15 protein-coding genes are annotated in these 13,741 nt (G+C 68.7%); 12 read left to right on the top strand and 3 right to left on the bottom strand.

The genetic code is table 11. The features are described from left to right. Positions 1 to 269: 269 nt before the first annotated feature. Both BG90_RS27650 and BG90_RS27645 read right to left on the bottom strand, forming a co-directional pair. Complete coding sequence (locus BG90_RS27650; RefSeq protein ID WP_010118444.1) at positions 270 to 1,433, bottom strand: metallophosphoesterase; 1,164 nt, start codon at positions 1,431 to 1,433, stop codon at positions 270 to 272. Between the two features lie 61 nt (positions 1,434 to 1,494). Further along, positions 1,495 to 2,079, bottom strand: a complete 585-nt coding sequence (locus BG90_RS27645; RefSeq protein WP_010108737.1) for a malonic semialdehyde reductase — start codon at positions 2,077 to 2,079, stop codon at positions 1,495 to 1,497. Between the two features lie 132 nt (positions 2,080 to 2,211). On the opposite strand from BG90_RS27645, the gene BG90_RS27640 reads away from it, so the two are divergent. Both BG90_RS27640 and BG90_RS27635 read left to right on the top strand, forming a co-directional pair. Beyond that, on the top strand, positions 2,212 to 2,838 hold the full coding sequence (locus BG90_RS27640; protein ID WP_010118445.1) for an alpha-ketoglutarate-dependent dioxygenase AlkB family protein: 627 nt from the start codon (positions 2,212 to 2,214) through the stop codon (positions 2,836 to 2,838). 77 nt (positions 2,839 to 2,915) lie between these two features. Then, the gene (locus BG90_RS27635; RefSeq protein WP_010118447.1) at positions 2,916 to 3,866 is read left to right on the top strand and encodes an IclR family transcriptional regulator; all 951 of its coding nucleotides are present in this window, start codon (positions 2,916 to 2,918) and stop codon (positions 3,864 to 3,866) included. Positions 3,867 to 4,114: 248 nt separating this feature from the next. Here BG90_RS27635 and BG90_RS27630 read toward each other — a convergent pair whose 3' ends face one another. After that, entirely contained in the window at positions 4,115 to 5,203 is a 1,089-nt protein-coding gene (locus BG90_RS27630) for a porin (RefSeq protein WP_010118448.1), read from the bottom strand. 433 nt (positions 5,204 to 5,636) lie between these two features. On the opposite strand from BG90_RS27630, the gene BG90_RS27625 reads away from it, so the two are divergent. From BG90_RS27625 to BG90_RS27580, 10 genes are read left to right on the top strand one after another with little or no spacing between them, the layout of a single operon-like run. Then, positions 5,637 to 5,954 (top strand): non-heme iron oxygenase ferredoxin subunit, encoded by a 318-nt coding sequence (locus BG90_RS27625; protein WP_010108742.1) that lies wholly within the window; start codon positions 5,637 to 5,639, stop codon positions 5,952 to 5,954. A gap of 1 nt (position 5,955) precedes the next feature. Beyond that, positions 5,956 to 6,267 (top strand): recombinase-like helix-turn-helix domain-containing protein, encoded by a 312-nt coding sequence (locus tag BG90_RS27620; RefSeq protein WP_010108743.1) that lies wholly within the window; start codon positions 5,956 to 5,958, stop codon positions 6,265 to 6,267. 34 nt (positions 6,268 to 6,301) lie between these two features. Then, complete coding sequence (locus BG90_RS27615; RefSeq protein ID WP_045568478.1) at positions 6,302 to 7,369, top strand: aromatic ring-hydroxylating dioxygenase subunit alpha; 1,068 nt, start codon at positions 6,302 to 6,304, stop codon at positions 7,367 to 7,369. After that, positions 7,366 to 8,136, top strand: a complete 771-nt coding sequence (locus BG90_RS27610; protein ID WP_010118458.1) for an SDR family oxidoreductase — start codon at positions 7,366 to 7,368, stop codon at positions 8,134 to 8,136. The genes BG90_RS27615 and BG90_RS27610 overlap by 4 nt, the downstream gene beginning before the upstream one ends. Before the next feature lie 31 nt (positions 8,137 to 8,167). After that, positions 8,168 to 8,695 carry a cupin domain-containing protein gene (locus tag BG90_RS27605; protein ID WP_010108747.1) on the top strand — a complete coding sequence of 176 codons (528 nt, stop codon included), beginning with the start codon at positions 8,168 to 8,170 and terminating at the stop codon, positions 8,693 to 8,695. A 16-nt stretch (positions 8,696 to 8,711) separates the two neighbouring features. Further along, a complete protein-coding gene (locus BG90_RS27600) occupies positions 8,712 to 9,608 on the top strand; it encodes an alpha/beta fold hydrolase (RefSeq protein WP_010118460.1) in 897 nt (298 codons plus the stop codon). Further along, positions 9,605 to 10,459: an IclR family transcriptional regulator gene (locus BG90_RS27595; protein WP_010118463.1), complete on the top strand. Its 855-nt coding sequence runs from the start codon at positions 9,605 to 9,607 to the stop codon at positions 10,457 to 10,459. Before BG90_RS27600 ends, BG90_RS27595 begins: the two co-directional genes overlap by 4 nt. Further along, a complete protein-coding gene (locus BG90_RS27590; protein WP_010118465.1) occupies positions 10,456 to 11,253 on the top strand; it encodes an SDR family oxidoreductase in 798 nt (265 codons plus the stop codon). The genes BG90_RS27595 and BG90_RS27590 overlap by 4 nt, the downstream gene beginning before the upstream one ends. Continuing rightward, positions 11,246 to 12,919 (top strand): thiamine pyrophosphate-binding protein, encoded by a 1,674-nt coding sequence (locus BG90_RS27585; protein ID WP_045568477.1) that lies wholly within the window; start codon positions 11,246 to 11,248, stop codon positions 12,917 to 12,919. The genes BG90_RS27590 and BG90_RS27585 overlap by 8 nt, the downstream gene beginning before the upstream one ends. After that, positions 12,912 to 13,727, top strand: a complete 816-nt coding sequence (locus BG90_RS27580; RefSeq protein WP_010118475.1) for an aspartate dehydrogenase — start codon at positions 12,912 to 12,914, stop codon at positions 13,725 to 13,727. Before BG90_RS27585 ends, BG90_RS27580 begins: the two co-directional genes overlap by 8 nt. Positions 13,728 to 13,741 lie beyond the last annotated feature (14 nt).

Genomic DNA, 13,741 nt, shown 5'->3' with positions numbered 1-13,741 from the left:
CGAGGGGACGGCGGTGCGGGGCGCGGCGAGGCTGCGGCGGGCATCTGGCGGCGTTTCGCGATGGCTGCGCCGACGCGGGAATGCGGATGGGTTGGCGACGTCGCGGCGAAAATCGTCGATATTTCGCACGAGTTCATGTGGCCAGTGGGGGCGCGCCTGGATGTGCACGTACTCGCTTTGGGCCGGAGTTCAGCGTTCGGCGTTCAGCGTTCAGCGTTCGGCGTTCAGCGTTCAGCGTTCAGCGCCGCCATAAAAGGCAGCGCGCTCGCTTAGTTCCCGCCGTCGCGCACGAGCCGCACGCGCGTGATTTCCGACGGCGCGCCGAGCCGCTTCGGCGGTCCCCAGTAGCCGGTGCCGCGGCTCGTATAGACCCACAGCCCGTTGAGCCGCGCGAGCCCCGCGGTAAACGGCTGCTGCAGCCGCACGAAGAAATTCCACGGGAAGAACTGGCCGCCGTGCGTGTGGCCGGACAATTGCAGCGTGAAGCCCGCGTCGGCCGCGGCGGTTGCGCTGCGCGGCTGGTGCGCGAGCAGCACGCGGATGCGCACGTCGACGGGCGCGCCCGCGAGCGCCGCGCTCGGGTCGCTTCGATGCGCGGGATCGAAATGACCCGCCGAGTAGTCGGTGACGCCCGCGATCACGAGCCGGCCGTCGCCGTGCTCGAGCGTGCGGTGCTCGTTGAGCAGTACTTCGAGGCCGAGGCGGCGGAACTCGGCGATCCATTCGTCGGCGCCCGAGTAGTACTCGTGGTTGCCCGTCACGACGTACGCGCCGTGCTGCGCGCGCAGCCGGCCGAGCGGCGCCGCGTGGCCCGCGAGCTGCGCGACCGTGCCGTCGACGACGTCGCCCGTCACCGCGACGAGATCCGGCTCCAGCCGGTTGACCGCATCGACGATCGCCTCGACATAGCCGCGCTTGATCGTCGGGCCGACGTGGATGTCGCTGATCTGGACGATCGTGAAGCCGTCGAGCGCGGCGGGCAGGTCGTCGATCGGCACGTCGACGTCGACGACACGCGCGCGGCGTCGCGCATTGACGAAGCCGACGACGCTCACCGCAAGCGCCGCGAGCGGCACGCCGGCTGCCGTCAGCGTGCGCCAGTGCGCGAGCGACACCGCGCCGGGAGCGAGCGCGTCGACGGTGACGAGCGACGCGAGCAGCACGTCGCGCGCGAGCGTCAGCACGAGCAGCGACGAGAAGAAGCCCATCGCCATGAGCCCGACCCATGCGACGCGATCGCCGAGCGGCTGCCGCTCGAACACGCGCGACAGCATTCCGAGCGGAATCAGGAAGCACGATGCGACGAGCCACAGCGCGCCCGCATAGCGCGCGGCGGGCGACGCGAGGTCCGGAAGAAGACGAAAGCCGACGTATACGTGCAGCAGCACGCCGATGATCGTGAGGCGCAGCAGAAACGATGAGACGCGTCGCATGGGGCGGGGAGCGGAGAAACGGGGGAGGCGGCGGCGCGCGAACGCGCCGCCCGTTGCGCGATTACTCGATGCGTGCGATTTCGTCGAACGAGAAGCGCGGGCTGCGCGGGAACAGGCCGGCGGGGTCGCCGTAGCCGAGGTTCACGAGAAAGTTCGACTTGATCGGCGTGCCGGCGAAGAACGCGGCGTCGACGGCCGCTTGATCGAAGCCGGACATCGGACCGGCGTCGAGGCCGAGCGCGCGCGCGGCGATGATCAGGTACGCGCCTTGCAGCGACGAATTGCGGAACGCGGTCGCCTCGATCAGCGCTTCGTTGCCCGCGAACCAGCTGCGCGCGTCCGCGTGCGGGAAGAGTTTCGGCAGGTGATCGTAGAACGCGAGATCCATGCCGACGATCACGGTGACGGGCGCGGCCATCGTTTTCGCGAGATTGCCTTCGGACAGCGCGGGCTTGAGCTTCGCCTTCGCTTCAGGCGACTTCACGAACACGAAGCGCGCGGGGCTCGAGTTCGCCGACGTCGGGCCGAACTTGACGAGATCGATCAGCTGATGGAGCAGCGCGTCGTCGACCGGTTTCGGCTGCCAGGCGTTGTGCGTGCGCGCGGTGCGCAAGATTTGATCGAGAGCGGCGTCGGAAAGGGTCATGTCGGGATCCGGATGAGCGCGCAAACGGCTTCGCGTTCGCGCGGCTAGAATTTGAGCAGGGCGGCGCGGCGCCGCAAGGTGCGGTCCGCGCCATTCCGCGATGATAGCCGGATGCGGAGATTTTCACCGACCATGTTCGATTTGTTCGACGACTTGCCGAAACCCGATGTCGACTGGCATCCCGATTGGCTCGCGCCCGCCGACGCAGACCGGTTCCATGCGCGCCTCGTCGACGAGGTCGCCTGGCGGCAGGACACGATGCGCACGCCGCGCGGCTTGCTGCCGCTGCCGCGCCTGACCGCGTGGCAGGGCGAGGCGGATGCGGTCTACGTGTATTCGGGCATCCGCAACGAGCCGGCGCCGTGGACGCCCGCCGTGCTCGAACTGAAGCGGATGGTCGAGGCGACGAGCCGCGCGCGCTTCAACAGCGTGCTGCTGAACCGCTATCGCAACGGCTTCGACAGCATGGGCTGGCACGCGGACGACGAGCCGGAGCTCGGCGCCGAGCCGGTGATCGCGTCGCTGAGCCTCGGCGCGACACGTGTCTTCGATCTGCGGCACAACGAGAAGGGCGTCGCGCATGCGTATCGTCTGACGAGCGGCAGCCTGCTCGTGATGCGCGGGCGCACGCAGCAGGAATGGCGGCACCGTGTGCCGAAGGAGCCCGCCGTGCGGGGCGAGCGGATCAACCTGACGTTCCGCTGGGTGATCGCGCCGCCCGCCGCCGCGCGCCGCGCCCGCTCGCGGGTGAGCGGTTGATGGCCGGGACACCGGCGCGTCAAAACCGTGCAGCCTTCGCGTTATGATTCGGTTTCTTTCCGTCCACTGCAGCCGACATGGCCAAAACCACTACGACAGCCGCGGCGAAGCATGCCGCCGACGCCGCATCGGGCAATCCGCGCAATTCCGCGGCCGCCCCGGGCGCCGCGCCTGAAGCGGCCGACGATGAAGCCGCGGGCGGCGCGTCGTCCTATCTCGTCCCGGGGCTCGAGCGCGGGTTGCGCATCCTGTCCGAATTCTCCGCGCGCGAGCCGGTGCTGAGCGCGCCGGAGCTGTCGAAGCGGATCGGCATTCCGCGCACGACGACGTTTCGCCTGCTGCAGACGCTCGAAGCGCTCGGCTTCATCGAGCGCGCGAACGGCGACCGTCATTTCCGGCTCGGCGTCGGCGTGTTGCGCCTCGGCTTCGAATATCTGAACTCGCTCGAATTGACCGACCTCGGCACGCCGGTGCTCGAACGCCTGCGCGATACGACCGGTCTGTCGACGCATCTGCTGATCCGCGACCGGCGCGACGTCGTGTTCGTCGCGAAGGCGCAGAGCAATGCGCCGATGTTCGGCTCGGTGAAGGTGCACGTCGGCACGCGGCTGCCCGCGCACGCGACCGTCCACGGCCACGTGCTGATGGGCGACCTGACGCGCGATGCGATGCGCCAGCTCTATCCGGAAAAGCGGCTCGAGGCGTTCACCGAGCATACGCCCGCGACCGTCGACGAACTGTACGAGCGCGTGCGTCACTATGCGCGTCTCGGCTACGCGGTCAGCGAGGGCGCGTTCGAGAGCGGGATCTCGGCGGTGACGGCGCCCGTGCGCGATCACTCGGGCTCGATCGTCGCGGCGATCACGGCGACGGTGCCGCGCTCGGAGATCGGCGCCGCCGAAGAAAAGGAGCGGCTCGTCGAGACGGTGTGCGGCGCAGCCGTCGATCTGTCGCAGCGCCTCAACTACCGGCCGCTGGACAGCGATCCGACCGTCGCGCACGCGCGGCACAAGGTCGCGTTGTTTTAATCGCATGCTTGGATGCGGGCGGCGCGGGATGTGCGCCGCGATGGTCGGCGAACGGACCGGCAGCCGTGCCGCCGGGGCGAATCGATCGATGCTCGTTCCATTCGCCGACTGCAAGAAGACGAAACCCTCGCGCGAAGCGGGGGTTTTTTGCATCCGCGCGCGACGCCGCGACGCCGCGTTGCCGCGATGCGAAGCCGCACTGCGCGCATGCCACGACGCACGCACGCAAGCGCAGCACCGCACCGCGCTCAGAACGAGTGGTGAATCCCTGTCAGCAGGATCACCTGGTTCGCCGTGCTCGACGCACCCGCCGTGAAGAACGCCGCCTTTGCGTTGCCGCCCGCGTGCTCGTACAGCACGTTCGCATAGAGCTGCGTGCGCTTCGACAGCGAGTAGATGTCGCCGAGTTCGAGCTGCGTCCAGCGGCGGCCGGCGAGCGTCGACGTCGCCGCGCCGCCCGCGATCACGTTGAACGGCGACGTCTGGTAGTTCGCGCCCGCGTCGTAGCTCTGGAACGTGTCCGAGCGGCCGTTCGCCTGCAGCTTCACGCGCGTGTAGAGGCCGTGGACGAGCAGCGGGCCGAACTGGTACGACAGCCCCGCGCCCATGTTCTCCGCCTTCTGCGCGACGTAGCTCGCGACGGGCATCCCCTGGAACGTGCCGCCCGGTCCGGCGATGCCGCCCACGGTCGCCATCGAGAACGCCTGATCGTGCTCGTTCGAATACACGGCCGCCGCCTTGAACGGGCCGTTCGCGTAATTGACGCCGAAGCTCATCGTCCGGCCGGTCGAAAAGTTCGTCGTGTTGCCGAAGCCGAGCATCGCCCCCGCGGTGAAGCCCGCGTAAGTGGGCGAACGGTACTTGACCGAGTTGTTGAACGGCACCGTGCTCGTGTCCGCGAGCTGGTCGAGGTTGCCTGGATGGAACGCGTACCAGCTCTGCGCGAGGAACGCGGTCGACAGCGGATCGAGCCAGTCGAAGTTGAACGGCGTCTGATGGCCGAGCGTCAGCGTGCCGAGCTTGTCCGAATTCAGGCCGACGAACGCCTGGCGGTTCCACATCGTCCCCGCTGCCGCCATCTGGCCGTTGTTCGTATAGAAGCCGTTTTCGAGCTGAAAGATCGCCTTCAGGCCGCCGCCCAGATCCTCGACGCCTTTCAGGCCCCATCGATCGGGTTGCGTGTTGCCCTGAATCATCGACCACTTCGCGCCGCCGCCGACGTTGTTCACGTAGGCGACGCCGGCGTCGAGGCTGCCGTACAGCGTGACGTTGCTCTGCGCCCACGCGCCGGCGACGGCGCCCGCCCCGAGTAATGCTGCTACCGCATGCTTGACCATCTGATCTCCTGACCTTTGCTCCGAATGACGCGGGCGGTGGCCGCGCGCGAAAGAGTCGGCCACGCGCGTTCCCACGACTGAATTTCGGCCTTCTAATGTTCCATGTATGGAACCGCGTGCCTTTGGTGGAATGGAGTATAGGGGCGGAAATCGGCCGGATCAAAATAAATTTTCGAATCGGGGCGATGCGCGCGATTCGTCCGACGACATCTCGCTAACGTTATGAAAAATCAATGGAAAACCCGAAATTGCCGCGTCGCGCCGGCGGGGCCTGGGTTACCGCGCATCGTGCCGAATCCGAGTCTCGGTGTTTTCCCTAGGAGCTGCAGCTTTTTATTTTGATCTTCAAGGCACGCTCCTATAATCACCATCCATAAACTAACGTTCCGTATTTGGAACAAATGAATGGGTCGATTTGAAGGAAGGGTGTGAGATGTCTGAACAATGGGTTTGCGCCGGACACGCCGGCGCGTTGTCCGAGGATTCGCCGATCGAGTTCAAGCGCACCGATGGCGTCGAGATCGGGATCTATCAAGTCGGCGACGAGGTGTACGCGCTCGAAAACGTCTGCCCGCACGCCTACGCGCTTCTCACACAAGGCTTCGTCGACGACGGCACGGTCGAGTGCCCGCTGCACGAGGCGGTGTTCGACATCAAGACCGGCCAGTGCCTGAAGGGGCCGGGCGGCCGCGCGCTGAAGATGTACGCGGTGCGGCTCGCCGGCGAGGAAATCCAGATCAAGGTGGAATGACATGAACGAGACGACCGTGAACTTCAACCCGCTTCTGAAGCCGTGGCGCGCGCCGCAGCCGAACCACGTCGCGGGCAAGGGGCAGATCGAGATCCCCGGGCAGATGCCGAATCTCGTGTGGCAGACGCGCAAGGCCGAGCCGACGCAGTACGAGAACGATCTCGGCGACGCGCTCGAGCGCGTGTTCGAGAGCGGCGCGACCGAGCTGGTCGACGTCGTCGAAGGCTTGAACCGCATCGGTTTCCGCGCGCCCGACGGCGCCGAGTGGACCGCCGATCGCTTCTGCGCGGAACTCGCCGCGCTCGCCGAATGACGCAGCCGACCTCAAACGCTTCCGGAGCAAACAGATGACGTCTTCCGCCCAAACGAATCCCGGCGCCGATCCGATCCGCGACTATCTCGACCGCGGCATCCGCAACTACTGGTATCCCGTCGCGCCGAGCTGGCAGGTGTCGAGCGCGCCCGTCGGCATGACTCGGCTGTCCGAACAGATCGTGCTGTGGCGCGATCAGCAAGGCCAGGTGCATGCGCTCGAGGACCGCTGCCCGCACCGCGGCGCGCGGCTCTCGCTCGGCTGGAATCTCGGCGATCACGTCGCGTGCTGGTATCACGGCGTCGAGGTGAACGGCGGCGGCACGGTGACGAAGGTGCCGGCCGTGTCGAACTGTCCGCTCGAAGGGCAGGCGTGCGTGAAATCGTATCCGGTCGAAGAGCGCGCGGGCGCGATCTTCCTGTGGTTCGGCGACGACGCGCATCGCGAGCCCGCGCCGCTCGTGCTGCCGGACGAGCTCGTCGCGCCCGAGTATGCGCAGTTCGTGTGCGTGTCGAACTGGACCTGCAATTATCAATACGCGATCGACAACGTGATGGACCCGATGCACGGCGCGTATCTGCACGCGACGTCGCATTCGATGGCGGAAGGCGACAAGCAGGCCGACATGCGCGTGCGCAAGACCGAGACGGGCCTGATGTTCGAGAAGGCCAACCAGCGCGACGTGAACTTCGACTGGGTCGAGCTCGGCGAGACGGGCTGCATCTGGCTGCGCCTCGCGATTCCGTATCAGCGCAAGTTCGGCCCGGGCGGCAACTTCGGAATCATCGGCTTCGCGACGCCGATCGACAACGATCACTGCCAGGTCTATTTCTGGCGCACCCGCAAGGTCGAGGGCTGGCAGCGCGACGTATGGCGCTTCATGTACCGGAACCGCCTCGAAGGTCTGCATTGGGCGGTGCTCGAGCAGGACCGCTACGTGCTCGAGAGCATGGCGCCGAACGCGCGCGATCACGAATACCTGTATCAGCACGACGTCGGCATCACACGCGCCCGCCGGATGCTGCGGCAGCGCGCGCAGGAGCACCTCGCCGCGCTCGATGCGCAGCGCGCGGCGCAGGGCGAAGCGGCGGAGCGCGCATGAGCGCGCCCGTGCAAGCGATCGCGCTCGCCGGCCGTCGCGTGCTCGTCACGGGCGGCGCGCGCGGGCTCGGCGCGGCGTTCGTCGAGGCGCTCGTCGCGGCGGGCGCGAAGGTCGCGTTCGGCGACGTGCTCGAATCGGAAGGCCGCGCGCTCGAACAGCGCCTGCGCGACGCGGGCCGCGACGCGCGTTTCATTGCGCTCGATCTCGCGAATCCGCCGAGCGTCGCCGCGTTCGTCGACGAAGGCGCACGCGCACTCGGCGGCATCGACGGCCTGGTCAACAACGCGGCGATCACGAATTCCGGCGGCAGGCTCGCGACCGAGCTGTCGATCGACACGTGGGACGCGGTGATGGACGTCAACGTGCGCGGCGTGTGGCTCGCGTGCAACGCGGCGCTGCCGCATCTCGCGCGCTCGGGCCGCGGCGCGATCGTGAATCTCGCGTCGGACACCGCGCTGTGGGGCGCGCCGAAGCTGCTCGCGTACGTCGCGAGCAAGGGGGCGGTGATCGCGATGACGCACGCGCTCGCGCGCGAGTTCGGCGAGCACGGCGTGACGGTCAACACGATCGCGCCGGGCCTGACCGAAGTCGAGGCGACGGCCTACGTGCCCGCCGAGCGCCATGAGTATTACCTGCAGGGCCGCGCGCTGCCGCGCGCGCAGGTGCCGGCCGACGTGACGGGGCCGGTGCTGTTCCTTCTGTCCGACGCCGCGCGTTTCGTGACGGGCCAGTTGCTGCCCGTGAACGGCGGCTTCGTGATGCATTGATCGATTGTTAGCACTCTTGAAGGAGATGACGATGGCCGACGCCGATATCGAGCGTAAATCGTGGGACCAGCCGGCGAGCGAGAGCTTCGCCGAATGGATGGACGGGCGCGTCGCGCGCTTCGCGACGCGTCGCTACGACTGGGACGCACTGAAGTTCCAGGCCGATTTCGATCCGAAATACCGCCGCGCGCAGATGCGCTACGTGGGCACGGGCGGCACGGGCGTCGCGAAGGACGTGAACACGGTGCCGGCCGGCGGCTTCACGTTTTCGACGATGGTGATTCCGGCCGGCAACATCGGCCCGAGCCACATCCATATGGACGTCGAGGAAATCTTCTTCGTGCTGCGCGGCAAGATGAAGGTGATCTGCGAGCGCGACGGCGAGACCTGGGAAGCGGTGCTCGGCGAGCGCGACCTGATCTCGGTGCCGCCCGGCGTCTATCGGACCGAAATCAACATCGGCGAGGAGGACGCGCTGATGTGCGTGATGCTCGGCTCGCCGAAGCCGATCACGCCGACGTATCCGCCGGATTCGCCGCTCGCGAAGATCAAGCGCTGATGCACGGACGACGACGATGAGCGCGATTTCCGTGACGACGAACGACATCGGCGCGACGCCGTTCGCCGAACTGCTCGAACGCTTTCCCGAGCGGCGCGCGGCGGCGGGCGCAGCGGGCGCGATCGGTTACCGTGAGGCCGGCGACGCGCGCGGCGAGCGCTGTCCCGTCGTGCTGTTGCACGGGATCGGGTCGGGCGCGGCGTCGTGGGTGCGGCAGCTCGATACGCTCGGCGCGACGCGCCGTGCGCTCGCGTGGGACGCGCCCGGCTACGGCGCGTCGTCGCGCGTCGCCGCCGAGTCGCCCGTCGCGGCCGATTACGCGGCGTCGCTCGGCGCATGGCTCGACGCGCTGCGGATCGAGCGCTGCGTGCTCGTCGGCCACTCGCTCGGCGCGATCGTCGCCGGTGCGTTCGCGCGCGCCGCGGGCGAGCGTCTTTCAGGATTGCTGTTGATTTCGCCCGCGGGCGGCTATGGCGGCGCGCCCGCCGACGTGCGGGCCGAGCGGCGCGACAGCCGTCTCGCGCTGCTCGCGTCGCTCGGCCCGCAAGGGCTCGCCGAGCAGCGCAGCGCGAACATGCTGTCCGCGCATGCGAGCGACGCGGCGCGCGCATGGGTGCGCTGGAACATGGCGCGGATCGTGCCCGCCGGCTACGCACAGGCGACGCACCTGCTCGCGAACGCCGATCTCGCGACCGATCTCGTGCATTACCGCGGCCGCGTCGCGGTCGCGGTCGGCGCGGACGACGCGATCACGCCGCCCGCCGCATGCGAGCGGATCGCGCAAGCGGCGCGCGTCGGGCTGCAGGTGATCCCGCGCGCGGGGCACGCGGGCTACGTAGAAGCGCCCGATACGTATGGCGCGCTGATCGACGCGTTTTGCCGTCAGTGCGACGGACTGCGAGGTGCGGCATGAGCGAACCGCTGCTGAAAGACGCCGACGACGCGAAAAACGATTCGAACTACGTAGTACCGGGGCTCGAGCGCGGTCTGCGGATTCTCGCGGAGTTCTCGCCGCGCGAGCCGGTGCTCGGCGCGCCGGAGCTGTCGAAGCGGCTCGGCATTCCGCGCACGACGGTGTTCCGTCTGCTGCAAACGCTCGAATCGCTCGGTTTTCTCGAGCGCGCGGACAAGGACCGCAATTATCGATTGGGCGTCGCGGTGCTGCGCCTCGGCTTCGAATACCTGAGCTCGCTCGAGCTGACCGATCTCGGCTTGCCGGTGATCGAAGGCCTGCGCGACGCGACGGGCTTCACGACGCACATCGTGATCCGCGACGGCCGCGACGTCGTGTTCGTCGCGAAGGCGCAGAACGCGGGGCACGCGTTCGGCTCGGTGCGGGTGAACGTCGGCACGCGCTTGCCCGCGCATGCGACGACGCACGGCCACGTGCTGATGGGCGACCTGTCGCTCGCTCAGTTGTGCGCGCTGTATCCGGAGCCGGCGCTCGAGCGCGTGACGAAGGCGACGCCCGAGACCGTCGACGCGCTCTTCGGCGTGATCCGCGACGACGCGCGGCGCGGCTACGGGATCGGCAACTCGGCGTTCGAGCGCGACATCTCGGTCGTTACGGCGCCGGTGCGCAACGACGCGAGCAAGATCGTCGCCGTCGTCACGGTGACGGTGCCGCGGCCGGAGATCGACGCGTCGCTCGTCGCAGACGGGCTGATCGACAAGGTGCTGCGCGCGGCGGCGGAGCTGTCGCGGCGGCTGAACTACCGGCCCGACGACGAAAACACCTATTTGAAGGCATTGGGATTGCGATGATCCAGATCGATTTGAGCGGGCAGGTCGCCGTGGTGACGGGCGGCTCGTCCGGCATCGGCTACGCGACGGCCGAGCTTTTCCTGCGCGCGGGCGCGTCGGTCGCGATATGCGGCCGCGACGACGAGCGGCTCGCGAATGCGCAGGCGCGGCTCGCGCAGCAGTTCCCGCGCGAGCGCGTGCTCGCCGCGCGCTGCGACGTGCTCGACGAGGCCGATGTGAACGCGTTCGCGCAGGCGGTCGCCGAACGTTTCGGCGGCGCCGACATGCTCGTCAACAACGCGGGCCAGGGCCGCGTGTCGACGTTCGCCGACACGACCGACGATGCGTGGCGCGACGAGCTCGAACTGAAGTACTTCAGCGTCATCCGCCCGACGCGCGCGTTTTTGCCGCTGCTGCGCGCGTCGGCCGCGCCGACGATCACCTGCGTGAACTCGCTGCTCGCCTTGCAGCCGGAGCCGCACATGGTCGCGACGTCGTCGGCGCGCGCGGGCGTGATGAGCCTCGTCAAGTCGCTCGCGACCGAGCTCGCGCCCGAGCGCATCCGCGTCAACTCGATCCTGATCGGCATCGTCGAATCGGGGCAGTGGCGGCGGCGCTACGAAACGCAGGCCGATCCGGCTGAATCGTGGGAAGCGTGGACGGCCGCGCTCGCCGCGAAGAAGAACATTCCGCTTGCGCGCTTCGGCCGGCCCGGCGAGGCCGCGTGGGCGCTCTTTTATCTCGCAACGAATCTGTCGTCGTACACGACGGGCAGCCATATCGACGTATCAGGAGGCTTTGCACGCCATGTCTAACAAAACCACCACCACGGTAGGCGAGCTGATTGCCGCCTTCCTCGAACAATGCGGCGTGAAGACCGCCTTCGGCGTGATCTCCATTCACAACATGCCGATCCTCGACGCGATCCATACGCGCGGCAAGATCCGCTACGTCGGCGCGCGCGGCGAAGCAGGCGCCGTCAACATGGCCGACGGCCTCGCGCGCGTGTCGGGCGGGCTCGGCGTCGCGTTCACGAGCACGGGCACCGCGGCGGGCAACGCGGCGGGCGCGATGGTCGAGGCGCTGACGGCCGGCACCGCGCTCCTGCACATCACGGGGCAGATCGAGACGCCTTACCTCGACCAGGATCTCGCGTACATCCACGAAGCGCCGGATCAGCTGTCGATGCTGAACGCGATCTCGAAGGCCGCGTATCGCGTGCGCACGGTCGAGACCGTGCTGCCGACGATCCGCGAGGCGGTGCGCGTCGCGATGACCGCGCCGAGCGGCCCGGTGTCGGTCGAGATTCCGATCGACATCCAGGCGGCCGAAATCGAATGGCCGGACGACCTCGCGCCTGCGCACGTCGCGGTGCGCGAGCACGACGGCGCGCGCGTCGCGCAGCTCGCCGAGCGTCTCGCGGGCGCGCGCCGGCCGCTCCTGTGGCTCGGCGGCGGCGCGCGGCACGCGCGTGCGGAGGTCGAGCGGCTCGTTGCGCTCGGCTTCGGCGTCGTCACGAGCGTGCAAGGGCGCGGCGTGCTGCCCGAGGATCATCCGGCGACGCTCGGCGCGTTCAACGTCCACGCGGCCGTCGAGAGCTTCTACAAGACGTGCGACGCGGTCGTCGTCGTCGGTTCGCGGCTGCGCGGCAACGAGACGCTGAAGTACAAGCTCGCGCTGCCGCGACCGCTCTTCCGCGTCGACGCCGACGCGCTCGCCGACAACCGCGGCTATCGCAACGACCTGTTCGTGCACGGCGACGCGAAGCGCGTGCTCGCCGAGCTTGCCGACCGGCTCGAAGGCAGGCTCGCCGTCGATCCGCGCTTCGCCGGCGATCTCGCGGCCGCGCGCGAAGCGGCGGTCGCCGACGTCGGCAAGGGGCTCGGCCCGTACAAGCGTTTCGTCGACACACTGCAGCAGGCGGTCGGCCGCGACTACAACTGGGTGCGCGACGTGACGATCTCGAACAGCACGTGGGGCAACCGCCTGTTGCAGATCTTCGCGCCGCGCGCGGGCGTGCATGCGCTGGGCGGCGGGATCGGCCAGGGGATGCAGATGGCGATCGGCGCGGCGCTCGCCGGTGCGGCCGCGAAGACCGTGTGCCTCGTCGGCGACGGCGGCCTGATGGTGAACGTCGGCGAGCTCGCGACCGCCGTGCAGGAAAACGCGAACGTGATGATCGTGCTGATGAACGACCAGTGCTACGGCGTGATCCGCAACATCCAGGATGCGCAATACGGCGGCCGCCGCTGCTACGTCGAGCTGCATCAGCCGGACTTCGCGCAGTTCTGCGCGAGCCTGAACCTCGCGCACCACCGGATCACGTCGCTCGACGACGCGGAGCGCATCGTCCACGAAGGGCTCGCGCACGACGGCCCGGTGCTGGTCGAGGTCGACATGCTGTCGGTCGGCTCGTTCGCGACCGCGTTCGCCGGCCCGCCCGTCAAGAAGGACACGCCCGCGGAGCGCCAATATGCGTAACGCCCACGCTCCCGTCGACGTCGCGATGATCGGCTTCGGCGCGATCGGCGCGGCCGTCTACCGCGCGGTCGAGCACGACGCCGCGCTGCGCGTCGCGCACGTGATCGTGCCCGAGCATCAATGCGACGCGGTGCGCGGCGCGCTCGGCGGGCGCATCGACGTCGTGTCGTCGGTCGATGCGCTCGCGTGCCGCCCGCAGTTCGCGCTCGAATGCGCGGGGCACGGCGCGCTCGTCGACCACGTCGTGCCGCTGCTGAAGGCGGGCACCGATTGCGCGGTCGCGTCGATCGGCGCGCTGTCCGATCTCGCGCTTCTCGACGCGCTGTCGGAAGCGGCCGACGAAGGCGGCGCGACGCTGACGCTCTTGTCGGGCGCGATCGGCGGGATCGACGCGCTCGCGGCAGCGAAGCAGGGCGGCCTCGACGACGTGCTGTACGTCGGCCGCAAGCCGCCGCTCGGCTGGCTCGGCACGCCGGCGGAAACGCTGTGCGACCTGCGCGCGCTGACGGCCGAGCAGACGATCTTCGAAGGCAGCGCGCGCGACGCGGCGCGGCTCTATCCGAAGAATGCGAACGTCGCGGCGACGGTCGCGCTGGCGGGCATCGGCCTCGACGCGACGAAGGTGCGCCTGATCGCGGACCCGGCGGTGACGCGCAACGTGCACCGGATCACGGCGCGCGGCGCGTTCGGCGAGATGTCGATCGAGATGAGCGGCAAGCCGCTGCCCGACAACCCGAAGACGTCAGCGCTCACGGCGTTCAGCGCGATCCGCGCGCTGCGCAACCGCGCGTCGCACTGCGTGATCTGAATGATCTGAACCGG

The sequence above is a fragment of the Burkholderia oklahomensis C6786 genome, from assembly GCF_000959365.1.
In the GTDB taxonomy this organism is placed as follows: Bacteria; Pseudomonadota; Gammaproteobacteria; order Burkholderiales; family Burkholderiaceae; genus Burkholderia; species Burkholderia oklahomensis.
The sequence above is the reverse complement of the archived record's forward strand: the minus strand, read 5'-3'. Positions and strand labels throughout refer to the sequence as shown.

Excerpts from the sequence above, each read along its gene's own strand:
- BG90_RS27595 (WP_010118463.1), top strand. The coding sequence starts at position 9,605 with ATGAGCGAACCGCTGCTGAAAGACGCCGACGACGCGAAAAACGATTCG.
- BG90_RS27610 (WP_010118458.1), top strand. The coding sequence starts at position 7,366 with ATGAGCGCGCCCGTGCAAGCGATCGCGCTCGCCGGCCGTCGCGTGCTC.
- BG90_RS27625 (WP_010108742.1), top strand. The coding sequence starts at position 5,637 with ATGTCTGAACAATGGGTTTGCGCCGGACACGCCGGCGCGTTGTCCGAG.
- BG90_RS27615 (WP_045568478.1), top strand. The coding sequence starts at position 6,302 with ATGACGTCTTCCGCCCAAACGAATCCCGGCGCCGATCCGATCCGCGAC.
- BG90_RS27640 (WP_010118445.1), top strand. The coding sequence starts at position 2,212 with ATGTTCGATTTGTTCGACGACTTGCCGAAACCCGATGTCGACTGGCAT.
- BG90_RS27585 (WP_045568477.1), top strand. The coding sequence starts at position 11,246 with ATGTCTAACAAAACCACCACCACGGTAGGCGAGCTGATTGCCGCCTTC.
- BG90_RS27645 (WP_010108737.1), bottom strand. The coding sequence starts at position 2,079 with ATGACCCTTTCCGACGCCGCTCTCGATCAAATCTTGCGCACCGCGCGC.
- BG90_RS27630 (WP_010118448.1), bottom strand. The coding sequence starts at position 5,203 with ATGGTCAAGCATGCGGTAGCAGCATTACTCGGGGCGGGCGCCGTCGCC.
- BG90_RS27580 (WP_010118475.1), top strand. The coding sequence starts at position 12,912 with ATGCGTAACGCCCACGCTCCCGTCGACGTCGCGATGATCGGCTTCGGC.
- BG90_RS27620 (WP_010108743.1), top strand. The coding sequence starts at position 5,956 with ATGAACGAGACGACCGTGAACTTCAACCCGCTTCTGAAGCCGTGGCGC.
- BG90_RS27650 (WP_010118444.1), bottom strand. The coding sequence starts at position 1,433 with ATGCGACGCGTCTCATCGTTTCTGCTGCGCCTCACGATCATCGGCGTG.
- BG90_RS27600 (WP_010118460.1), top strand. The coding sequence starts at position 8,712 with ATGAGCGCGATTTCCGTGACGACGAACGACATCGGCGCGACGCCGTTC.
- BG90_RS27605 (WP_010108747.1), top strand. The coding sequence starts at position 8,168 with ATGGCCGACGCCGATATCGAGCGTAAATCGTGGGACCAGCCGGCGAGC.
- BG90_RS27590 (WP_010118465.1), top strand. The coding sequence starts at position 10,456 with ATGATCCAGATCGATTTGAGCGGGCAGGTCGCCGTGGTGACGGGCGGC.
- BG90_RS27635 (WP_010118447.1), top strand. The coding sequence starts at position 2,916 with ATGGCCAAAACCACTACGACAGCCGCGGCGAAGCATGCCGCCGACGCC.